Below are 21527 nucleotides of genomic sequence, written 5' to 3' on the forward strand. Positions count from 1 at the left end.
CATGAGGGCCGTCATCCAGCGGGCAAGCCGCGCCTCCGTATCCTCTGGTGGAGAGAGCGCTTCTATCGGTCGGGGCTTCCTGGTCCTCGTCGGCCTGGAGGTCGGTGACACGGAAGCCACCTGCACCTGGGCCGCCGCCAAGATCGCCGGGCTCCGCCTCTTCGACGACCCGGATGGCCGCATGAACCTCTCCCTTGAAGAGGTTCATGGGGAGATCCTGGCGGTTTCCCAGTTCACCCTGGCAGGCAGTATCGAACGTGGGCGAAGGCCCTCCTTCGACAATGCCATGCCCGCCGATCAGGCCCGGGAGCTCTTTGGGTTCTTCGTTGAGAAGCTGAAGGCCGCAGGTTGCCGCGTTCAGACAGGATTCTTCCAGTGCCACATGGAGGTGGAACTGGTGAATGACGGCCCGGTGACCTTCATCCTGGAACGCTAGACCCCCCGCTGTTCCGGGGGCCACACCAGCTTGTGAAGCTGGAGTTGGAAGCGCACCGGAAGGGCATCCGCCACGATGCGCTCCGCCAGCCAGCGGGGATCCAGCTTGCCCCACACGGGACTGAAAAGCACATCCAGGCGATCCAGGATGCCCCGCTCCAGACACCAAGTCCTGGCCCAGGCGTAGTCATCTTCGCCGCAAAGCACGAACTTCAGCTCGTCCTGGCCGCTCACCAGGCAGTCCAGGTTCGATTCCAGCCACCGCTGGGACATGCCGCTGCCCGGGGTCTTCCGGTCGGCGATCTTGACCACATCCCTGGGCACCACCGAAAGGTCATGGCTCCCGGCGGTCTCCAGGGCCACCTCGTAACCGCCCTCCAGAAGGGCCTGCATCAGCGCAGGAGTGCCGGCCTGATCCAGGGGTTCTCCACCCGTGATCTCCACGAAGGGGGCATTGGGCCCCTTCCCCGGGAGGCCAATGCGCCGATGGACCTCCCTCAGGATCTCACCCCCGCTCATGGGGCGCCCCTCCGAGAAGGCATAGGTCGTATCGCAGTAGCGGCAGCGCAATGAGCACCCGGCGGTCCGGATGAAGAGGCAGAGGCGCCCGGCCCGGGTGCCCTCTCCCTGAATGGATGTGAATATTTCATTAATCAGGAACGTCACACCCACCTCCGGCCGCCATCCAGGGTCATGATCTCCCCCGTCAGATAAGGACTGTCCGCTGCATAGCGGATGGCGCGATCGAGATCCTCGGGCACCCCGAGGCGCTTCAGAAGGGAGCGGCTGGCCAGGAAAGCCGGGTCGCTGCCCTCATCGGCCATGACCACACCGATGGCGTGTCCCACAACCCTCACCCGGGGCGCCAAGACCTGGGCAAGGCCGGGCACCAGGGAAGCAAGACCGGACTTGGCAGCCGAGTAGGGGAGACGCTTGAGCCAGGGGCGATGGATGGCCGTATCGAGGAGGAACTGGAGGCACCCGCCTTCCGTCATCCGGGGAGCCAGCGCCTGGGCCACCAGGAAAGGGAAGCTGAGGTTCATGCGCCAGGTGGCCTCCAGGGATTCAGGGGTCCAGCTGCCCAGGGACGCCATGGGGAAGGTGCTACTGGCAACCAGGGCATTCCCGAAGGAGATCCCCTCCTCCGCCAGAGCGGCCATATCGGCAGCCATCCGGGTGACGAGACACGGATCCTCGGCATTCCAGCATAGGGTGCGCACCTCCGTGGTCCGGGACATGGCCCCCAGCCAATCGGCTTCGCCCTCCCAAGGACGGGAACTGGTCAGGACTAGGTTCCGCTCCGGGGCCCAGCGCTCCGCGAGGAACCGCCCGAGGCGCTGCCGCCCACCCACCAGGATCCACCAGGGTTTTCGGTTCTCCACGCTTCACTCCCGACTCAAGGCTACCGTATCCATTCGGCCCCCGAAGGGGGATGATCGTACAATCCTCATTCTGGGCCCGGAGGTTGCATGAGCGAAGCCAATCAGACCAAGGGACACCCGACCTGGTTCATGGGAGGGGTCCTGGTCCTGCTCACCCTCCTGGTGGGCCTGACTTGGCTCAACGGAGCCCTGCTGAACCGCCAGCAGCACCAGCTCGAATCCATGCGGGAGGACATCCAGTGCCTCACGGACAGCCTGGAGCAGGCGCTCTCCGATGGCGAGGCAGAGGGCGGAATCGTACCATCATCGCTCTCCAGCGCCCCCCGCCGTTTCCTGCGGGTCCAGCAGCAGGATGATGGATCCGAGCAGGCCATGAAGGATCTCAAGGAGAGCCGCGATTCCGCGACCAAGGCCGTGCGCGAGGCCAGGGATGTCCAGCGGAAGGTATCCATCGAAGAGAACGCCCGACTGGCCGACGAGCGAGCCAAACGGGAAGCCGCCGAGCGTTGGTGGCGCCCATGGCTCTACGGAACCCTGGGTCTCGCATTCCTTGCAGTGGTGCTCCGGGCCTGGGTCCGCAGGCGAGGATGACCTTGTCCCTTCACGAGTACCTCCAGTCCGATCCGGAGTGCAATCACCTCGCGGAGGGTGCAGTCTGGGCCGTGGCTCCGATGCTGCCGGATCCTGACCCGGTCCCCTTCCTCAAGGAACTGGATGCATGGGCCTTCGAACTGGCGGGAAAGATGCCCCTTCCCTGGAGTCTGCACAAGGCCCTGGATGCCCTCAACCACTTCCTCACCGAGGAGATGGGACTGCGGGGGGACACCGAGACCTACGACCGCCCGGAGAATGCTGTTCTTCCCCTGGTGGTGGAATCCAAGCACGGCCTCCCCATCGCCCTCTCCATCCTGTGGATTGATGTGGCCCGGCGCCTGGGCCTGGACGCCGTTGGCATCGCCCTCCCCGGGCACTTCATCACAGGTTTGCGCCTCGACGTGGGCACCCTCTACTTCGATCCCTTCAATCGCTGCCGTGCAGTGGGTGAAGAGGATGCCGCCCTCCTGGTCAGCCGCGCCACCGAGGGCCGGGTAATTTTCGACCCATCCATGCTGGTCCCGGTCTCCCATCGTGCAACCCTTACCCGCCTCACCCGCAACCTGCACATCCGATTCCTCCGCAACCAGCTCTGGAACGATGCCTTCTGGGCCACCACCCATCTCGTGCTCCTGAACCCTGGGGACCCATTGGCCTACCGGGATCGCGCCATGGTGCAGGTCAGGCGGGGAGACATCCCGGGAGCCCTAGGGGACCTCCTGATCGCCCAGAGCCTGGCCGGGAACCAGGACCCAAGCATCCGCGAGTGGATCAGGAGACTCGAGAAGACCTGACTCATGCGATCCTGGATCCATGGATCTCACACGATTTCTGGAAGCGGCTCACTCCTTCGGCTGGCGGGGCATGGCTCTCTGGGGGGTGCTCCTTGCCCAGGCCCTGCTCTGGGTAGGCCTGGTGCGGTTGCACTGGACCATCCATCGCGAGGAGGCGCCTTGGGAGGAGTGCATCGGCAAGATCCGAAGCGCCCTCCTGCGGGCCGTCAACGGAGCGGAGGAGCAGTCGGAACTCCGGGTTCATCGCTACGCCCCCCTGGTGGACCGCATGGTGGCCGTCCACTTCGCCGAACAGGGAGGCGAGGTCTTCACCCGCTGGCTCTTGCTCCGCTGGAAGATCAAGGAGGGCCTGCGCCCCCACTGGATCCGGTGGGGGCACCTCCTCATCGCCTTCGGAATCGTCGTGTGGTTCCTCCACGGCCTTCGGATGGATATCGGCTTCGAACCCCTCCGCCGCACCCCCTGCGACCCACGCCTGCTCTGGGTTTGGCTGGGCTATTCCATGGTCCTGGCCTGGAAGCTGGTGAGGCTCCAGGGCCAGCTGGAGCGCGTCCAGCGGGCCCTGTTGCTCCCACGACGGGAGGAGTGAAGAAAAATCCACCACCAAGCTGGTGGTGGATTTTTCTTTAAAGCTCCGGATCCTCCAGGAAATCCAGCATGTGGCCTGACTTCTGGGCCTTGGTCTTGAGGTAGAAGAGGTTGTGAGGATTGGAGCCCAGCTGGTGGGACTCCCGCTGCACGTATATGCCCGCATCCTCAAGGGACTGGACCTTCCGCGGATTGTTGGTCAGGAGCTTCACCTTGGTGATGCCGAAGAAGCGCAGCATCTCCACGGCAGCGGTGTACGAGCGGAGGTCATCCTCGAACCCAAGCAGATGATTGGCCTCCACAGTGTCATGCCCCTTCTCCTGGAGCGCATAGGCCTTGAGTTTGTTCAGCAGGCCAATGCCACGACCTTCCTGACGCATATAGAGCACGATGCCGCCGTGTTCAGCGATGTAGCGCAGGGCACCCTCCAACTGCGCTCGGCAGTCACAGCGCAGGCTCCCCATGACATCCCCGGTCCAGCACTCGCTATGGATCCGCACAGGGATGCGCTTCCGGGCATCGATCTCGCCGGAGACAATGGCGATATGTTCCTTCCCCGTCAGCTTTTCCAGGAACCCGTATACCGTGAACTTGCCGAACATGGACGGAATCTTGGCCTTGGCGACAAAAGGCACCGCCTCGGTCTCAAACTTGGTCACAACCTCCAAGGGGGAGTCCGGATCCAGGGACAGCTTGGGGGCGGTGCTTCTGTCTTTGGGGGACATGGGTGGAATCCGCCGAGAAGATGTGGTCATAGGATATGACAACAGGGTTAAAGGGAGCTGAATCACTGAGGAAAAAAGACTTATTCCACAGAAGCAAGGGAAGACATCAGGTGGTGGAGAGGTCAAATGTGATCTGGGACACCACCAAGGTGTCCACTCTAGTTTGGGCTGCTTTTGCGGGTCCGTCCACCTTGGCCCCGGAAGCAAGTTTGTGCCCCCCCCCGCCAAGCTGACGGCAGACCGCATTCACATTGACTCGCCCCCGGGAGCGCAGCCCAACTTTGTAGTGACCGTCGGGCAGTTCATACATCAGACAGGAGACCTCCACCCCTCGAATTTCCAAAGCCTTGTTGACCAGCCCCTCCATGTCCTCCTTGACGGCCAGGCAGGCATCCATATCGGCCTGGGTCACCAGGGTAGTGGCGTAGCGCCCCTGATCGAGGAAACGCATGGACTCGAAGGCCCGGCCAAAGAGTTTGAGCCGTTCCGGGCGCCCCTGGTGGTAGAGGGCCTGATAAGTGGCGGCCGGATCCACCCCCACCTCAATGAGCTCCGCTGCGAAGCGATGGATCCTGGGGGTCGCATTGGAAAAACGGAAGTTCCCGGTGTCGTCGGCCATACCGGCGTACAGGGCCTGGGCCATGGGCATGGGAAGGGCCATGCGGGACGAGGCAAGGTCATACACCAGCTCGGCGCTGGCGCTGGCGCTGGAGTCCACAAACGCATGATCAAAGCCCATGGGATTTTCCGTGAGGTGATGGTCCAGACAGACCTTCATGGCATTGGATGCCAGAAAGGCTCCCAGCATCTGCCCGAGACGCTGCGGTTCGGAAGCGTCCACCAGCAGCCACGTCTCGGGCCAGGCCGCCAGGTCGGCATGGGCATCCCCAAAGACCTCGACCCAGCCTTCCGTATCCAGAAAACGCAGGTATTCGGGGAGTTCTGGAGAGATCACGATGCGCACAGCCTTCCCGCAATTCCGCAGGTAGTGCGCCAGCCCGACCAGAGCCCCAATGGCGTCCCCGTCCGGGTTCTCATGGGCGGTCAGCAGAAAACGATCCCTGGAATCCAGGAGGGCGGCAAAACGGTCAAGCATGTACAACCTCACCCTCCATGATCCCCGCGCTGCGGGAAAAAATCGAGTCGGATGGGATCTACAACTGCTCCCGCTTGCTCTCAAGGCTCCCGGGATGGAAGGCCTTGAGCTCGTTCACCACATCCGCCAGCATGGCCCGCTTGATGGCATAGGGAAGAAAAGCACTCTTGAAGCCCATGAGAATGATCTCCTGGATCTCCTCCAGGCTGAATCCAAGCTGTTCGTGAATGACCTGATACTCACGACTCACCGTTGTCCCGGTCACCAGGCGATTGTCGGTGTTCACCGTCACCCGAAGCCCCAGATCGAAGAACAGGCGCATCGGATGGTCAGCCATGCGCTTCACCGCCTTGGTCTGGACATTGCTGCTGGGGCAGCACTCCAGGGGGATCCGGTGGTCGTTCACATAATTGAGGAGATCTCCGTCCTCGATAAGGCGCACGCCGTGACCAATCCGGTGAGCACCGCACTGGTGGATGGCCTGATGGATGCTCTCGGGCCCGTAGGCCTCGCCAGCATGCAGCGTGCAGTTGATATTGTTGGCAAGCACGCGACCGAAGGCTTCCTTGTGCTTCTTGGCCGGGAAATCCTCCTCGGCACCTGCCAGGTCGAAACCGACCACTCCCTTGTTCTTGAAGGCCACCGTTAGGTCCGCCAGCTTCAGGCTGATCTCCGGGCTGATGTGCCGCATGCCGCACAGGATGACGCCCGTCCGGATGCCATAGGCCTTCTCGGCCATCCCCAACCCCTCCAGCACGGCCTGCACGATGGCGTGAAGGGTGAGGCCCTGCTGCTGGTGGAGGATGGGGCTGTACCGGACCTCCAGGTACCGGACATTCTCCCGAGCCGCATCCTCAGCCAGTTCAAAGGCCGTCCGCACCAGACTGTCATAGGTCTGCATGACGGACAGGGTGACGTCGAAGGCCTTCAGATATTCCACCAGGGACTTGCACCCTTCACCCACCTGCACGAAGGGACGGAGCCCCTCGACGTCCTCGGCCGGAAGCCTGATTCTCTGGCTCTGAGCCAAGTCGAGGATCGTCTCCAAGCGGATACTGCCATCCAAGTGGACATGAAGATCCGTCTTGGGCAGGCGGATAAAGTCATTAATTGTTAATTTATCCACAAACAAGCTCCTCAAGTATGGAGCTGAGCCACACGCCCCTGGATCTCCTTTTCATCGAATCCCCCCTTGCACCTGGAGCAAAGGCCGAAGATCTGCAGACTGTGATGAAAGGGCTGGAAGTCCCGCTCGCGGCATATGCTCTCCTGCAATTTTTCCAGATCGGGGCGGAAGAACTCCAACACCTTGCCACATTGGATGCACACCAAGTGATCGTGGTGTTCGTCCTGAGCCGCCTCATAGCTGGCATGGGTCGCCCCCAGGCTATGCTTGCGGACGAGGCCGCACTGAACCAGGAGATCAAGGGTGCGGTATACGGTAGCCCGACTGATATCAGCCCCCGCCCCCTTCAATTCGGCATGGAGAGACTCAGCGTCGAAGTGGGATGCCCTTTGGAAAACAGCAGCCAGAATCGCCATCCGCTCCCCGGTCAGCTTCAGCTTCCGCTCCCTGAGAAACACCTCGAACCGGGCCTCCTCGCGGGGTCGCATCGGCGCTGCATCGCTGGGACTGGAAACCATGGGCTCCTCCAAACTTTTTCGTTAATTTTAGGCTCTAGTGATTTAAATCAAGTTTGATACTGCTATACTAATGATTGTTGATGCAATAGGAGACCCCATGGCACTAGTTGTAATTCATGCACCCAAGTTGACAAGTGACCAGAAGAAGCGGATCGGGGACCGAGTCTTCGAGGCCCTTCATTCTGAAGGCATCTCTGCCAGTTCCACTATCCTCCTTTTCAAGCGGGAGGAGGCGGACATCCTTCTGGACGGCGGCCTGCTGGTAGAGGCGAACTCCGAAATCAAAGCCCCGGAAGAGCCCGCTCCAGTCCGGCATGAGCCCTCCTTCTTCCAGCCTCTCACGATTCCCCCAGCGGCGGTCCCGGATTACAAGATCCGGGCCCGCAGGACCAAGGCCGAGCTCTCGGACCTGAAGGGCCAGCTGGTGACTTCCCTCCAGATGCGAGGCCACCTATCCAGCTTCCAGGCCCAGGAAATCCTCGGTCTCAAGGACTGCGAATGGGCCCCCGCCACACTCCGGCGCCTCTTCAGCGAGCTGGAAGACGAGGGGCTCATCGCCAAGCAGGGCCAGAAGCGCGGCACACGGTACGTCTGGAATGGCATCACCAGCCACACCAGCAGCTCCACCCCCATCCTGGTCAAGCGCGACAACGACCTGCTGGATGAAGACGAAGATGAAGTGGTCCTCGTAGGTCAGGAGTAGGGCTCTCCAATCCCCCACTGGGATTGGTACCAGACTTTCTCCATGCAAAGACCATGAGGCGGGGCAGTCTGTCCCGCCCTCCGGCGGTCCCTGGCTTCCAGGACCGCCGGAATGCTTTCTGGGGCCATCCGCCCCTTCCCCACATCCACCAGAGTGCCCGCCATGATCCGGACCTGGTGCATGAGGAAGCGGTTCCCCTCGAATACGATGTCCAGGAGGGACCCTCGGGTCTCCAGGTCCACGCTGTAGATGTGACGCACCGGAGTGGCTGCCACACAATCGTGGTGACGGAAGCTGGAGAAATCATGCTCCCCCAGCAGGTGGGATGCTGCTTCGGCCATGGCCTGACGATCCAGGGGCTCCACACCGAAGACGTGCCAGCGGAGATCCCGTTCGAAGGGATCCACCGCAGGCCCCTCGTTGATGCGGTAGGTGTAGCGCTTGGCCACAGCATGCTGCCGGGGATAGAAGCCCTCCGGAGACTCCCGCACGTCCATGACCCGGACTTCCGGAGGCAGGTGGGCATTGAGGGCCGCAAGCAGGCGATACCGCTCCCAGGAGCGGGAGGCATGGATGAGGACACCCTGAGCCCGGGCATGGACCCCCGCATCGGTGCGCCCCGTGCCCTGTGGCATTGGAGCTCCGGGATCAAGGACCCTCAGGGCCCGCCACACCTCACCCTGAACTGTCCGGGCAACAGGCTGGATCTGCCATCCATGGAAGGCCGTGCCATCGTAAGCCATGCGCAGAAAGTAGGGGTGGGACATGGGTCCATTCTGCCATCCTTCCGGGTCGAGACTGAAAATGGCCCTACGAAATGGTTTCAGCGGAGGCAATCCTTCCAAGCCACTGCCATCGCTACATCTCACCTATTTGCATCCGTTAGAACATCGAGCCTGTGGAACTCCATGCATTCGCAATATCACCTAACGAACTGATGGCGTGATTCCACATACTTTTTTTCCGAAATTTCCTTGACGGGGTTTACCTTCAGGCCTACTCTGCATCTAGTTTAGAACCAACCTAGAATCCATGAGGGTTTTGGGACTTTCGAGTCTTGAAAAGCCAGTGAGGACGGAGGCCCCAAACAGGACAACCATCCGTTCACCTGTTAACCGGGGCACTAGACCCCATTTCCGGAGGTTTTCATGAACAAGGCTGAACTGATCGCTGCCATCGCCGAGAAGGCCGAGATCAACAAGTCCAAGGCCGCTGTTGCCCTGGATACCCTCATCTCCAGCGTCTCCGCCGCCCTCCGCGCCGGCGACAAGGTGACCCTGGTCGGCTTCGGCACCTTCTCCGTGGCCGCCCGCGGGCCCCGCACCGGTCGCAACCCCCGCGACGGCGCGAAGATCAAGATCGCCGCCAAGAAGGTTGCCAAGTTCAAGCCCGGCAAGAAGCTGGCCGACGATGTGAACGGTAAGAAGGTCAAGGCCAAGAAGTAGTCTTCTTACCAAAATTTCAGACAACAAACGGCCCGCCTCGGCGGGCTGTTTGCTGTCTGAAAAGGCAAGTCCACAATGGAATCCTCCCAGATTATCGAAATGGATCAGATTAATCGTCAAATTCTGGAAACAGATCCATTCAAGGTTTGGACAACATCCTGGACTGCCCCGGCAAATCCCCCCCCCTTATGCCAGGACAGGGAATGCCCGATAATGTCTTTGTTTCACCATTGAAAGCCACAGAAGGGATCCTCGATGCTCTCCAAAAAACTCATCATCATCATTGCGGCGGCGGTAGTAGTCATCGGCGGAGGAGGAACTGCAGGCTATATCGTGATGAAGAAGAGGAAGGCAGCTGCGGCGGCCGCTGCGGCGCAGGCGGGCACCGCCCAGGGCGGCCATACCGGGGGGGAGGAGGAGGAAGAGGAAGCCAGCGGGCACGGAGAGGGCGGCGGTCCCGCCATCCTGGTCATCAAGCCCATCGTGAACCTCCAGGGACCCACCAAGAACGCCTACCTCAAGTGCGAAATAGACGTCGTATTCAGAGATGCAGAGCTCGGCAAGCTGGCATCCGGGGACAAGCCGTCCTATGAAAGCAGTGTCGTCAAATCCATGGTGCTTTCTGCACTGTCGCAATTGACCCTCGAAGAGGCCTCCGATCCGGAGGCCAGGGAAGCCCTTCGCAGCGAAATCAAGGAGAAGCTCAACGAGAAGTTCGCCCCCAAGCCCGGTGAGAAAGAGGACTCCAAGCACAAGAAGCCCAAGCACCCCATCAAGGATGTGCTGGTAGTGGAGTGGGCCATCGCCCGGTAAACCGCTGCCCCCGAGCGGGTACCGAGATTGCTTACTTCACCCCACGTGTCCATTCCCGGACCCACGTGTTCTCCAAAGGGGCCCCCCTTGGCCATCAAACAGGCAGACAGGCAGGATGCGGATCGCACGACCAGCTTCGAGACGGTCATCTCGGAGCTTTTGCCCGTCATCGACACCCACTTCCGCCTGGAGATCCTGCTTGGCCAGACACGGATGAGCATCCGAGACCTGTTGGAACTGGAAGCGGGCTCCCTGGTGGAGCTGAAGAAGAGCGCCGGCGAACCCATGGATGTCACGTGCAAGGGCAGGACCATCATGCGCGGGGAGGTGACCGTCCTGGAGGACACCCTCGGCCTGCGCATCGTGGAAATCGTCGACTCCAACCGGAGGATTTGAGGCGCGGCCCTGTGTCATGCTCGTATTGCCCATGAACGTTAACCCCGGCCACCCCAGTTCTGTCCCGATCGCCCTCTGCCTGGGGGGACTGGATCCCTCCGGGGGCGCAGGACTGCTTCGGGATGTGCAGGTCCTGTCCTCCATGGGCATCTACCCCATGGCCCTGTGCACCGCTGAGACCATCCAGAATGGCTCGGCCTGCATCCGGATCGCCTCCCCCCGGCTCTCCCCTGCCGAAGGATTCCAGGCCCTCCTCCCCCACCTGACCGGGATCTGGGGCGTCAAGCTCGGACTCTGCGCCCTGAGGTCTGCTCCATTGAGAGATCTGATTCAGGCCATCACGAAAGCGGGTCCGCAGATCCGGATATGGGATCCCATCAAGGCCCCCACCTCCGGCGTCGGCCTCCATGGAAGAGCCGGTCTCCTGCGGATGGCCCAGACGATCCTCCCCACGGGAGGCTGGACCGTATCCCCCAATCGATGCGAGGCCCAGGCCATCCTCGGCACCCCCGCCTCCGATCCCGAGACCCTGGCCCGCCCCTGGCTGGAAATGGGCGCGGAAGCCGTCTGGCTCAAGGGTGGGCACACCGCCGGGGACGAGGTCCAGGATGTCTGGATCACCCAAGAAGGCGCCCTCCCCCTGGAAGCCCATCCCCGCCTCCCTGGCGAGCGCCGGGGCACAGGCTGCTCCCTGGCCTCGGCTTGGCTCGGCATGCGCCTGAAAGGAGCCGGGGCCACCAAGGCCGCCTCCCAGGCGGTGGAATGGCTGCGAGCCCACTGGTCACAGGCCGAGGCGCCCGGTAATTTCGGTCGCCCCGCCTTTCTGCCGGAGCTCCCATGAGGCTGATGGAAGGCCGCGGGTTCCTGGTGCGCTCCGGCTGGGACGGCCCCTGGTCCGGATGGATCGGCGTCCGTCAACTGGATGCCAAGGCGCCACTGCGGGAAGCTCCCTGGATGGCCCTCCGGGCCCTGGGGGAGTTGGTGCAGCGCTTCCCCGGAGGCTTGGCCCTGATCTGGGACGCCCCCTTGACCTGGCTGGATGAACTCCCCTCCGAAACCCGCTCGGCCTTCTGGGGCGCCCTCGGCCACCTGCCCGGCCTGACCCTCCACTTCCGGAACGAACTCCCGCCGGGTCTGGCCGAGGGCTCCATCCAGGGATGGGTCCATGGAATCCATCCCCCCACCGGATTCTCCAATCGAGCCTGGCGCCAGGGATGGGTAGGCTGGTGCCCCGAGCTGACAGAGGAGACCTGGCGCCTGCCGGAGCAGGGCATCACCCTCTCCGGTGGTGTGGAGACCATGGGAACCCTCTGGGGTGAGATCATTCTGCCCCTCCCGGCCCTGGCGCACCTCGGCCCGGACGGACTCCTGCCCTTGATCATGGATGCCCAGGGCCCCATGGAGCTGGCCCTGAGCCAGCGCATCGCAGCGGGAGCTTGGCCCGAGAACTTCCCCTTCCATCGCCGCCGGGCGGCCTGGCGGCTCGCGGTGCTGGGCGGTCGGGAATTCCTGGCCTCCGGTGGCAACTGGGAGGAGGGGGCCCATCAGGTGGAGTCCCTCGCAAGCGCCCTCGCCTCGGCCCTGCGGGCCCCGGTGGTCGCGGGGGTGTCCTCGGATTTCCTGGCCGCAAACAGCCTGGGGCATCAGGCCATGCGGGAAGGGCACCCTTGGCGCTACGCCCTGCCCATGCCCCCCGCCAGCCCGTCCTTCACCCCTGGACTGGGGGCCGACCCCAGGGACCCCTCTCCCCTGGAAGCCCGGACCCAGTTCCCCCCGGCCATGGCCTCGGTCCTGAGCCATCCCCCCATCATTCTGCTGAGGGTGCCCTCCCTGCCCCAGGAAGGTGCGGTAGAGGCATTCCTCCGTGGCCAGCAATGCCTGCCCGCCATCCAGTGGATCCCCCCCGGAGAACCACCCCAGGGCCCCTTCCTGCCAGAGCGCCCCTGGGCCCCATCCAGCGCCTTCACCCCCATCCTGGATGTGACCCAGGCCCTGCCCCAGAGCCTCTTCGGCGATTGGGATCCGGATGCGTGACCGGGAACTCGTCCTGCGAATCAAGGACGCCACGGACCTCCTGGCCATGGTGGGGCAGGCGGTGCAACTCCGGCGCCAGGGCTCGGCCTGGGTGGGCCGCTGCCCCTTCCACTCCGAGCGGACCCCCAGCTTCCAGGTGGTGCCGGACCGCGGCTTCTACCACTGTTTCGGCTGCGGCAAGCACGGCGATGCCTTTACCTGGCTCATGGAGCGGGAGGGACTCTCCTTCGGTGAGGCCATGGAGCAGCTGGCCCGTGCGGCTGGCATCGAACTCCCCCGCCAGCGTGAACGCTCCTCGGCGGAGGTGGATCTGGAGACCCGGATGCGCACCGTGCTGGAGGCCGCCCAAGAGTTCTATGAGCGGCGCTTCCGGGAGAGCCCCAAGGCCCGGGAATACCTGGCCGGACGCGGCATTTCCTCCGAGTTCGCCAAGGAGGCGGGCTTCGGCTTCGCCCCGGACGCCTGGGAGGCCCTGGTGACCCACCTGCGCCAGCAGGGCTTTTCTTCCGAACTGGTGGAACAGGCGGGACTGGCCAGCCGCAACGACCGAGGCAACACCCTGGACTTCCTCCGGGATCGCCTCACCATCCCCATCCATGACGCCAGAGGCCGCCTCATCGCCTTCGGAGGCAGGGCCTTCGGCGACGCCAAGCCCAAGTACCTGAACACCCGGGAAACCCCCCTCTTCAACAAGGGCGGGATCCTCTTCGGCTTCCACCGCGCCAAGGGGCAGATGCGGGATGGGGCCCTGGTGGTCGAAGGCTACTTCGATGTGCTCATGCTCCACCAGGAGGGCATCCACCAGGCTGTGGCTCCCCTGGGGACGGCCCTCACCGCGGAACACCTCAAGCTCGTCTCCCGTTTCACCAAGCGCTTGGTGCTCTGCTTCGACGGTGACGCCGCGGGCCTGGGGGCCATGGAAAAGTCCCTCAAGCTCGCCCTGCCCATGGGTTTCGATATCCGGCTCCTGCTCCTGCCCTCGGGCGAGGACCCGGACACCTGGTGCACCAAGCTCGGAGCCGAGGGATTCAAGGAGCTCCTCCGAGGCGCCCCGGACTGGACCAGTTTTGTCATCAACCGGGCCCTGGAGGGCAAGGACCTCCGGCGGATCCCGGACCGGATGTCTGCCCTGAGGGATCTGGCGGCGTACCTGGCCTTCCTGCCGCCCAGCCCGGACCGCCGGGAACTCTTCGCCAGCCTGTCCCACCAGCTCCAGATCCCTTTGGCCGAGTTCGATCGGGCCGTCCAGGCCCGCACCCATCCCAGCGAAGCAAGCCCCGAGCCTGAGCCCTCCGCCGCCGAAAAGGTCGACGAACTCCTGCGCCCCCTCCTCATCCTCTGCCGCGATCCTGAGATCCGTGCCCAGATCTCCGGCCTTCCCCACGCCTGGTGGGAGACACTGGAAGGTGCGCCCTTCCTCCAGTGCCTACTGGACGTGGACGGAGACGAGGCCCTGCTGCCCCCGGAGGTCCTGGCGCAACTCCGTCACTTCGAGGCCATCTGGGCCTCCAAGGACGAGGCGGAAAAGGTCCCGGAGCGGATCTACCTGAAGCTGGAGCAGGCCTTTGTCCTGCGAGAGATCCAGGCCAACAACCGGATGCTCCTGGACCCTTCGGTGATCTCGGATGCCACCCTGGCGCGGAACCTGGAACAAAGACAGGCTGACCTCCTGGGACGGGAAAAGGGAATTCAACGTCAGCTCCGGGCCCACCGATAAAAAGAGACCTGATGCACTTGCCTTTGAAATTCCGACGAGTATACTGATCGGTTCCGGGCGCCGCACAATATGGGCTTATTGTGCCTGTAGGCTGGCGTCGCACTTCTCACCCCATGACGGAGTCTGGGGGTCCGAGGATTCCCTAGCTCCTTGAGGTATTGATGGTCCCTTCCCCAGCCCGCGAAAGTTACTACCAGCTGACCAAAGCGCTGATCTCCATCGGCCGCAGCCGTGGCTATGTGCTGATCGACGAGCTCAACGCCTTCCTGCCAGAGAGCGCCTCCCATCCCGATGATGTGGAGAACGTGATGACCATGCTGGGGCGCCTTGCCATTGGTGTTGGCGCCACCCCCGACGAGGCCCTGACCGCGAAGGATCAGCCCGAGACGGAACCTGGCCTCCCGGTCGAAGCCTCTGCACGGGGGGAGAAGGAAGGGGGCGATGTGGATATCGACAGCCCCGACAGCGACAAGTACAACGATCCGGTCCGCATGTACCTCAAGGAGATGGGCACGGTGCCCCTCCTCAAGCGCGAGGACGAGGTCGAGATCGCCAAGCGCATCGAAGTGGGTGTCCGCAGCGTCATGCGAGCCCTCTCCCGGTCCCGCCTGGCCTCCAGCATCCTCATCGACATCGGCAAGATGCTCAAGGAGAACCCCGGCAAGATCCGCGAAGTGGTGGGTCTCTCCGACGAGGTGGACGACGATGAGGATGCCGAGAGCACCTCCGCCACCCAACATGTCCACCACCAGTTCGAGAAGCTCCTGGGCTACGAGCAGGCCCTGATGGAACTCCTGGAAACGAAGGCAAGCGGCAAGGCCATGCCCAAGAAGCGGAACCTGGACAAGGAGATCCTCTTCGCCCGAGCCCGTGTGGCCCGGCAGATCCGCCGCCTGGGCCTCAATAGCCTGGCCGTGACCCGGCTCATCGACAAGATCACCCACCACCACCACCAGGTGCGGGAGGGCGAACGCCGCCTGCGGGAACTGCGGGATCGGCTCAAGAACCCCGCTTTCGCCGCCCTGAAGGAAAAGCACGAACGGGATATCGCCAACATCGAGGCTGAACTCCAGCGTTTCTTCAGCAAGTACGAAACCAATTCCGAGCACTTCCACGCAGGATTCGGCCAGCTCCGCCACGCCGAGTCCATCAGCCGCTCCGCCAAGGCTGAACTGATCGAGGCCAACCTCCGCCTGGTGGTCTCCATCGCCAAGCGCTACACCAACCGCGGACTCCAGTTCCTGGACCTCATCCAGGAAGGCAACATCGGTCTCATGAAGGCTGTGGACAAGTTCGAATACAGCCGTGGTTTCAAGTTCTCCACCTACGCCACCTGGTGGATCCGGCAGGCCATCACCCGCGCCATCGCAGACCAGGCCCGCACCATCCGCATCCCGGTCCACATGATCGAGACCATCAACAAGCTCATCCGCACCCAGCGCGAGCTGGTGCAGAAGCTGGGCCGGGAACCCTCCAGCGAGGAGATCGCCCAGGCCATGGACATGCCGGTCTCCAAGGTCCGCAAGGTCATGAAGATCGCCCAGGAGCCCATCAGCCTCGAGACCCCCATCGGTGAGGAGGAGGATTCCCACCTTGGCGATTTCATCGAGGACAAAGGCGTTGTCTCCCCGGTGGAGCAGGTCGTCAGCGCCCGCCTCAAGGAGACCGTCAACTCCGTTCTCCACACCCTCACGGAGCGCGAGGAGAAGGTCCTGCGCATGCGCTTTGGCGTGGGCGACGACACCAGCGAGCACACGCTCGAAGAGGTCGGTAGTGAATTCGCCGTCACCCGAGAACGCATCCGCCAGATCGAGTCCAAGGCACTGCGTAAGATTCGCCACCCGCGGTATTCAAAGACCCTCAAGGCATTCCTGGGCTGACCTGGAATCCAGCCACACCAAACGCCCCGCACCTGCGGGGCGTTTGGCGTTCCAACGCCAAAATTCACGCCATCGAAGCGCCCTTTATTTCACTTGTCCATTAGACCTGCATCCTGCAAAACTGGTACAAACGTTCTGCCTGACGGTACCAAGACAAGAGCCTCGCATGAGCCCACAAGCCCCTTCCAACCGGGGCGGGCCGATTCAAGCACCCCCAAGCACCCCTCATTTGAGGTCATCTGGCCCAGACAGCAGCCCAGCGCACCCCCCACGCGCCCGGCCTCCACACAAACCTCTTCTCACCCAGGATGCAACCATGAAATTGAAATCAATCCATCTCGCCCTGGCAGCAGGCCTGTTGATGAACAGTTCCACAGTCGCTCCCCTGGCGGCTCAGGAATCCAGACAGACGGTCGAAGAGACATCTGTGATCGTCGGAGAACTGCTGGAGTCCCTCTTCGTCTCCTGGAGGCAAGCGTACCAGCAGACTCAACCCTCTTTCCGGCTGAACCATGGGACAACCCCGAACATGATGGCCCTGAAGGCATTCATGGACGGCAAGACCCCCTTCACGCTATCCACCCGGGAACTGAGCCCTGAGGAGGTCAGCGCCTTCACGGCTCGATGGGGATACCCCCCCAGGCGCATTGCGGGGGCCATGGATGCCGTGGTCGTCCTGGCGAACAAGAACAATCCCATCAAGGAACTCCGGATGGAACAGCTTGATGCCATGTACAGCTCCAAACGGCTGCGGGGTTGGCCAGCTCCCGTCGAAACCTGGGGTGATCTCGGGTTGACCGCCAGCGACTGGGTCAAACGCCCCATTGAGCGCTGGGGGCACCCCGCGGATTCGGGCACGCTGGTTTTCTTCCGGCATGTCGTTGAGCTCGACGCACAGGAGAGACCCGACATCAAGCGCGGTTCTGACGTCGCCTACATGATCGAAACCATTATGGCTAACCAAGCAGCCATCGGGTACGGCTCCTTCAGCAATGCCACAGCCAGCCTGAAAGCCATCCCCCTGATCTCCCCCGGTGCCAAGACCGCCGTGGAACCCACCCCGGCCACCATTGCGGACGCATCCTACCCTCTTGGCCGATTCCTATACATCTACCTGAACAAACCCACCGGCAAGGAACTCAATCCTGCAATCAAAGGCTTCCTCAAGTTCATACTCTCCCGAGAGGGCCAAGGAGTTGTCCCAGCGGCTGGGTTTGTGTCCCTTCCCCAGGACTTGGCGGGTTTGGGGCTGAGACAGCTGTAGAACGTACAGAAGGGTCCGCCCTTGCCATCCCCCTCAGGGAAGGCGTAGGACTGGGGTCACACCTCGCCGGGCGCACTCCTGCCTGCATGCTATAAAGAATCGTCGGCCCCCTGTGGCCGACGAAGGGGAGACCATGCTCAAGATCCACGACAAGACTTTCTCCAACCGGCTCGTGCTGGGTACTGGCAAGTACAAGGACTTCGCCACCATGAAGGCCTGCTACCAGGCCGCCCGTTCGGAAATGGTGACCCTGGCGGTGCGTCGCTTCGATCTCGGCGCCAAGGGCGAGGACAACATCCTCAACTGGATCCCCAAGAACATCCACCTCCTCCCCAACACCGCCGGATGCTTCACCCGTGAGGACACCCTCCGGGTAGCCCGTCTGGCCCGGGAGGCTCTGGACAACCCCTGGATCAAGGTGGAGGTCCTGGGGGATACCAAGAACCTCTACCCCGATGGAGAAGAGACCCTCAAGGCCTGCGAGGAGTTGGTAAAGGAGGGTTTCGTGGTCCTCCCCTACCTCAACGCCGATCCCATCCTGGCCAAGAAGCTCTGCGATATTGGCGTCCACGCCATCATGCCCCTGGGCAGCGCCATCGGCTCGGGCCTGGGCGTGCAGAATCCCTACGTCATGATGCTCATCAAGGAAATCTGCGACAGCTACAAACTGCCGATGATCGTGGACGCAGGGGTGGGCACCGCCAGCGACGCCGCCGTGGCCATGGAGCTGGGCGCGGATGGCGTGCTGCTGAACACCGCCGTGGCCGAGGCCGGCGAGCCCACCAAGATGGCTGAGGCCATGGACCTGGCCGTCCGGGCGGGCCGCCTGGCCTACGAATCCGGCCGCATGGACAGGAAGCTCTACGCCAGCGCCTCCAGTCCCCTCACTGGCGTCGTGGGCCGGAACTGATCCACAACTCCACGGCCGATACCTGAACCCAGCCCTCCACCCCCGCGGGCACCGTCAGGACGATGTTGCAGAAGGAATGGATGATCCCGGTGACCGGGTCCAGGATGTCCAGATGCCCATCGGGGCCTACAGTCCGTAGTCCTTCCAGCGCCGGGCCACCTTCGCCAGCAGCTCTTCCGGATGGCTCAGATCCCTCGGCCACTCCCGGGGGAAGTTGTCCCAGGGCTTGTCCTTGCGGGTGGCGTCGATGCCTACCTTGCTGCCGAAGGCGAAGCGGTCCGAGCTGTGGTCCAGCACATCCAGGGGGCCATCAGTGAAGAGCATGTCCCTGCGGGGATCCACATTGGAGGTGATGCGGAAGAGGACCTCGGTCATATCGTGGGGGTCGATGTCCTCGTCCACGATGACCACGCACTTGGTGAACATCATCTGGCCCGTGCCCCAGACGGCGTTCATGACCTTCTGGGGGTGGCCCGGGAACTCCTTCCGGATGGAGAGGATGGCGAGGTTATGGAAGCCCCCGGCGGCGGGAAGGTGCATGTCCCGCACCTCGGGAAGGACCATGCGCAGCAGGGGCAGGAAGATCCGCTCCGTCGCCAGACCAAGGTAGGTGTCCTCCTGGGGAGGACGCCCCACCAGGGTGGCGTTGAAGACGGGGTTCTTCCGCATGGTGATGGCCTCGACGTGCAGCACCGGGTATTCGTCCGCCAGGGAGTAGTAGCCGGTGTGGTCCCCGAAGGGTCCCTCCCGGCGCCGCTCGCCGGGGTCCACCCAGCCCTCGATGACGATTTCGCTATCCGCTGGGACTTCCAGATCGCTGGTGACGCACTTCACCATCTCGATGCCCTCGCCCCGGAGGAAGCCCGCGAACATGAGCTCCGAGAGGAAGGGCGGCAGGGGAGCGGTGGCGGCGTAAGCCAGGGCGGGGTCGCCCCCGAAGGCCACGGCCACGGGCATCCTCTCCCCGGCGCCATAGCCGGTGCGGGCCTTGGCGCCATCGTGGTGCATCTGGGTGTGGAAGCCCAGGGTGCGATCGTCGAAGACCTGGAGGCGATAGAGCCCCATATTGCGACGGCCATCCTTGTGCCGCACGTGGCTCATGCCCATGGTGATGAAGGGTCCGCCATCCTCGGGCCAGGTGGTGAGCACCGGCAGCAGGGATAGCTTGGCGTCTTCGCCCTGGAGGACCACCTCCTGGCAGATCCCCTTGCGCACGGTCTTGGGCATCCATTTGCTGACCTCCGCCAGCACCGGAAGCTTGGCCAGCTTGTCCAGGAAGCTGGTGCCGGGCTTGGGCATGGCCTCCTGGATGAGCTTCTCGATGCGGTCCGCGATGGCATCCAGGCCCCTGGGCTCCCGGTCCACCCCCAGGGCCATGGCCATGCGGCGCTCCGAGCCGAAGATGTTGATGGCCACAGGGATCGTGCTCCCCTTGGCACGCTCGAAGAGAAGCCCAGCCCCCCCCTTGGGCTCATTGGAAACCCGGTCCGTCACGGCCGCCATCTCCAGACAGGGATCCACCTCCACGGCGACCCGCTTCAGTTCACCCGCAGCCTCAAGCTGTTTCAGGAAGGTCTGGAAATCGCGGCCCATGGCATACTCCGGCCTTAATGGTGCCACAGGCTTTGCCATTACCCTTCTCCGAGGCCCCCATGTCCGTCACCCCAAGCTACCGAGACTATGTCCTAGACCAGATGGGCCAGGTGCTTCCCGTCTCTTCCCGGACGATGTTCGGCGGGCTGATGATCTACGCGGAGGGCCTTCCCTTCGCCCTCATCGCCGAGGACCGCGTCTACTTCAAGGTCGACGAGAGCAACCGCCCGGGTTTCGAGGCCAGGGGGCAAGGCCCCTTCCTCCAGGGCCACCGCATGATGGAATTATTAGATAGAGGTCGTCTCTCCATTGTGTGGGAATCCAAGCAAAGCAGCCATACGATAATCCGGCGACATGGCGGCCTGCATCCTGCGGAACTTGATGCTTCCCATGGGGTTCGGGTCCTGGCGGAGGAGATTCAGCACGATATGGCGGAGGACCGCGCTGCACTCAGGGCCGCTCCCCTTCCGAGTCCGATTGGCATCTTCCCGAAATGCCACGTCTAGGACCCAGTGGAGCTTGTTCTCGATGCCCCAATGATGGCGGGCGGCCGAACCAATAGCCTCGGCTTGGGTCATGGGCAAGGTGGTGATGTAGAACCGTTCTTCCAGGGCAGACTTGCCGTTGCGCAGCGATTCTGATTGGATTCGCACGATCGTCTCCAGCTTGGGCCATTCCAGGAGAATGCTCTCTGGAAGTTGCTCAACGGCATCCAGGGTGGTCACGCGGCGCCGCTCATTCCGACCACGTCGAGACTCCAAAGACTCGGCGCTGCCGTGAGCAGTGCCCACCAAATTGGCATCCAGACTTTCGAAGCACGCCTTGATGGCCTTGTGGAGGCGCTCCTGGTTGCCCTTGACGGCCAGAAGGTAGTCGGCCTTCTTCGCCACGATCCCCTTGGCGATTCCCTTCTGGCACCCCATGGCGTCGATCGTCACGATGCACCCTTTCAGATCCAGAACCTTGAGGAGTGCGGGAATAGCTGTGATCTCGTTGCTCTTTTCGTTGACGGCGCATTGTCCAAGCACCATATGGTTCGCAGAGGACCAAGCGCTGACCATGTGCAGGGCCGACTTACCGGCTGCAAGCGATGCCCGGAGCGTCTTGCCATCCAGGGCCACAACATCCCCAGGAACCTTCTTCCGTACGTCGCGAACCCAGGAGAGGAAGCACTCTGTGAAGGCCTTGGGGTCGAGCAGGATGAACACCCGGTTGATCGTATCGGCGCTTGGCACACCGTTGGGCAGCGTGAGGAAGGTCCTGAGCCAGGCCTCCTGCGACTTGGCGAAGCGGTGGATGTCCTCCCAGCTGTCAGCGCCACAGAGAACGGCCAGGACGGCGATGAGAATGATGTCGAGAAGGAGGTGCCGCTGACCACGCGTGCTCCGGGGATCGGGCAAGGATTCGAGGTGATCGGCGAGGGTTCTGGCTTTGGTTACCATGGACAGTTCTCCATGGAATGTCATGCCACACTTGATTATGAAGTACAAGTGTTATATGGGCCCGCACAGTTG

23 protein-coding genes and 1 pseudogene are annotated in these 21527 nt (G+C 62.9%); 15 read left to right on the plus strand and 9 right to left on the minus strand.

What is annotated here, in order from left to right; translation table 11 throughout:
* The first annotated feature begins 1 nt into the window (after window position 1).
* The gene (dtd, locus tag HOLFODRAFT_RS0208555; protein WP_005037845.1) at window positions 2–436 is read left to right on the plus strand and encodes a D-aminoacyl-tRNA deacylase; all 435 of its coding nucleotides are present in this window, start codon (window positions 2–4) and stop codon (window positions 434–436) included.
* Here dtd and HOLFODRAFT_RS0208560 read toward each other — a convergent pair.
* Window positions 433–1101, minus strand: a complete 669-nt coding sequence (locus tag HOLFODRAFT_RS0208560) for a radical SAM protein (protein WP_005037848.1) — start codon at window positions 1099–1101, stop codon at window positions 433–435. The two genes, dtd and HOLFODRAFT_RS0208560, sit on opposite strands and share 4 nt — an antisense overlap.
* Complete coding sequence (locus HOLFODRAFT_RS20220) at window positions 1098–1817, minus strand: SDR family oxidoreductase (RefSeq protein ID WP_005037850.1); 720 nt, start codon at window positions 1815–1817, stop codon at window positions 1098–1100. The genes HOLFODRAFT_RS0208560 and HOLFODRAFT_RS20220 overlap by 4 nt, the downstream gene beginning before the upstream one ends.
* A gap of 87 nt (window positions 1818–1904) precedes the next feature.
* Here HOLFODRAFT_RS20220 and HOLFODRAFT_RS0208570 point away from each other — a divergent pair, with 87 nt between their 5' ends.
* Genes HOLFODRAFT_RS0208570 through HOLFODRAFT_RS0208580 form a run of 3 tightly spaced genes read left to right on the plus strand, consistent with a single transcriptional unit; the run spans window position 1905 to window position 3794 of the window.
* Window positions 1905–2408, plus strand: coding sequence for a hypothetical protein (locus HOLFODRAFT_RS0208570; protein ID WP_005037852.1), 504 nt, complete (start codon window positions 1905–1907; stop codon window positions 2406–2408).
* Window positions 2405–3205 (plus strand): SirB1 family protein, encoded by an 801-nt coding sequence (locus tag HOLFODRAFT_RS0208575; protein ID WP_005037854.1) that lies wholly within the window; start codon window positions 2405–2407, stop codon window positions 3203–3205. The genes HOLFODRAFT_RS0208570 and HOLFODRAFT_RS0208575 overlap by 4 nt, the downstream gene beginning before the upstream one ends.
* Before the next feature lie 19 nt (window positions 3206–3224).
* Window positions 3225–3794 (plus strand): hypothetical protein, encoded by a 570-nt coding sequence (locus tag HOLFODRAFT_RS0208580; RefSeq protein ID WP_005037856.1) that lies wholly within the window; start codon window positions 3225–3227, stop codon window positions 3792–3794.
* Window positions 3795–3831: 37 nt separating this feature from the next.
* Here the strand turns inward: HOLFODRAFT_RS0208580 and ribA are convergent, their stop codons facing one another.
* The 4 genes from ribA to HOLFODRAFT_RS0208600 all read right to left on the minus strand — a co-directional run bounded on the left by ribA (window position 3832) and on the right by HOLFODRAFT_RS0208600 (window position 7258).
* A complete protein-coding gene (ribA, locus tag HOLFODRAFT_RS0208585; protein ID WP_005037859.1) occupies window positions 3832–4518 on the minus strand; it encodes a GTP cyclohydrolase II in 687 nt (228 codons plus the stop codon).
* Between the two features lie 106 nt (window positions 4519–4624).
* Complete coding sequence (locus HOLFODRAFT_RS0208590) at window positions 4625–5614, minus strand: DHH family phosphoesterase (protein ID WP_005037861.1); 990 nt, start codon at window positions 5612–5614, stop codon at window positions 4625–4627.
* Between the two features lie 58 nt (window positions 5615–5672).
* Complete coding sequence (add, locus tag HOLFODRAFT_RS20225) at window positions 5673–6740, minus strand: adenosine deaminase (RefSeq protein WP_005037863.1); 1068 nt, start codon at window positions 6738–6740, stop codon at window positions 5673–5675.
* Between the two features lie 11 nt (window positions 6741–6751).
* A complete protein-coding gene (locus tag HOLFODRAFT_RS0208600) occupies window positions 6752–7258 on the minus strand; it encodes a Fur family transcriptional regulator (RefSeq protein ID WP_005037865.1) in 507 nt (168 codons plus the stop codon).
* A gap of 97 nt (window positions 7259–7355) precedes the next feature.
* Between HOLFODRAFT_RS0208600 and HOLFODRAFT_RS0208605 the strand changes: the two genes are divergently transcribed.
* Complete coding sequence (locus tag HOLFODRAFT_RS0208605) at window positions 7356–7961, plus strand: helix-turn-helix domain-containing protein (protein ID WP_005037866.1); 606 nt, start codon at window positions 7356–7358, stop codon at window positions 7959–7961.
* Here HOLFODRAFT_RS0208605 and truA read toward each other — a convergent pair.
* Window positions 7952–8728 (minus strand): tRNA pseudouridine(38-40) synthase TruA, encoded by a 777-nt coding sequence (gene truA, locus HOLFODRAFT_RS0208610; RefSeq protein WP_026939177.1) that lies wholly within the window; start codon window positions 8726–8728, stop codon window positions 7952–7954. The genes HOLFODRAFT_RS0208605 and truA overlap by 10 nt on opposite strands.
* A gap of 381 nt (window positions 8729–9109) precedes the next feature.
* On the opposite strand from truA, the gene HOLFODRAFT_RS0208615 reads away from it, so the two are divergent.
* From HOLFODRAFT_RS0208615 to HOLFODRAFT_RS0208655, 9 genes are all read left to right on the plus strand, one after another.
* Entirely contained in the window at window positions 9110–9406 is a 297-nt protein-coding gene (locus tag HOLFODRAFT_RS0208615) for an HU family DNA-binding protein (RefSeq protein ID WP_005037870.1), read from the plus strand.
* 255 nt (window positions 9407–9661) lie between these two features.
* Complete coding sequence (locus HOLFODRAFT_RS22905; protein WP_005037872.1) at window positions 9662–10219, plus strand: flagellar basal body-associated FliL family protein; 558 nt, start codon at window positions 9662–9664, stop codon at window positions 10217–10219.
* An 87-nt stretch (window positions 10220–10306) separates the two neighbouring features.
* Window positions 10307–10615: a FliM/FliN family flagellar motor switch protein gene (locus tag HOLFODRAFT_RS20235; protein WP_005037874.1), complete on the plus strand. Its 309-nt coding sequence runs from the start codon at window positions 10307–10309 to the stop codon at window positions 10613–10615.
* A gap of 16 nt (window positions 10616–10631) precedes the next feature.
* The gene (locus HOLFODRAFT_RS0208630; RefSeq protein WP_005037876.1) at window positions 10632–11456 is read left to right on the plus strand and encodes a bifunctional hydroxymethylpyrimidine kinase/phosphomethylpyrimidine kinase; all 825 of its coding nucleotides are present in this window, start codon (window positions 10632–10634) and stop codon (window positions 11454–11456) included.
* Window positions 11453–12649 (plus strand): hypothetical protein, encoded by a 1197-nt coding sequence (locus tag HOLFODRAFT_RS0208635; RefSeq protein ID WP_005037878.1) that lies wholly within the window; start codon window positions 11453–11455, stop codon window positions 12647–12649. The genes HOLFODRAFT_RS0208630 and HOLFODRAFT_RS0208635 overlap by 4 nt, the downstream gene beginning before the upstream one ends.
* Window positions 12642–14366: a DNA primase gene (gene dnaG / locus HOLFODRAFT_RS22910; RefSeq protein WP_005037880.1), complete on the plus strand. Its 1725-nt coding sequence runs from the start codon at window positions 12642–12644 to the stop codon at window positions 14364–14366. Before HOLFODRAFT_RS0208635 ends, dnaG begins: the two co-directional genes overlap by 8 nt.
* Before the next feature lie 161 nt (window positions 14367–14527).
* Complete coding sequence (rpoD, locus tag HOLFODRAFT_RS25645; protein WP_005037882.1) at window positions 14528–16246, plus strand: RNA polymerase sigma factor RpoD; 1719 nt, start codon at window positions 14528–14530, stop codon at window positions 16244–16246.
* A gap of 316 nt (window positions 16247–16562) precedes the next feature.
* On the plus strand, window positions 16563–17510 hold the full coding sequence (locus tag HOLFODRAFT_RS22915; protein WP_005037884.1) for a PstS family phosphate ABC transporter substrate-binding protein: 948 nt from the start codon (window positions 16563–16565) through the stop codon (window positions 17508–17510).
* A 133-nt stretch (window positions 17511–17643) separates the two neighbouring features.
* Complete coding sequence (locus HOLFODRAFT_RS0208655; RefSeq protein ID WP_005037886.1) at window positions 17644–18420, plus strand: thiazole synthase; 777 nt, start codon at window positions 17644–17646, stop codon at window positions 18418–18420.
* A 126-nt stretch (window positions 18421–18546) separates the two neighbouring features.
* Here HOLFODRAFT_RS0208655 and HOLFODRAFT_RS0208660 read toward each other — a convergent pair whose 3' ends face one another.
* Window positions 18547–20013 (minus strand): menaquinone biosynthesis decarboxylase, encoded by a 1467-nt coding sequence (locus HOLFODRAFT_RS0208660; protein ID WP_005037888.1) that lies wholly within the window; start codon window positions 20011–20013, stop codon window positions 18547–18549.
* A 101-nt stretch (window positions 20014–20114) separates the two neighbouring features.
* Between HOLFODRAFT_RS0208660 and HOLFODRAFT_RS25785 the strand changes: the two are divergent.
* Window positions 20115–20267: pseudogene (locus HOLFODRAFT_RS25785) on the plus strand (TfoX/Sxy family protein); the annotation flags it as partial.
* A gap of 33 nt (window positions 20268–20300) precedes the next feature.
* Here the strand turns inward: HOLFODRAFT_RS25785 and HOLFODRAFT_RS0208670 are convergent.
* Window positions 20301–21455 (minus strand): ISAs1 family transposase, encoded by a 1155-nt coding sequence (locus HOLFODRAFT_RS0208670; RefSeq protein WP_026939181.1) that lies wholly within the window; start codon window positions 21453–21455, stop codon window positions 20301–20303.
* Between the last annotated feature and the right edge of the window lie 72 nt (window positions 21456–21527).

Source organism: Holophaga foetida DSM 6591 (genome assembly GCF_000242615.2).
Taxonomy (GTDB): domain Bacteria; phylum Acidobacteriota; class Holophagae; order Holophagales; family Holophagaceae; genus Holophaga; species Holophaga foetida.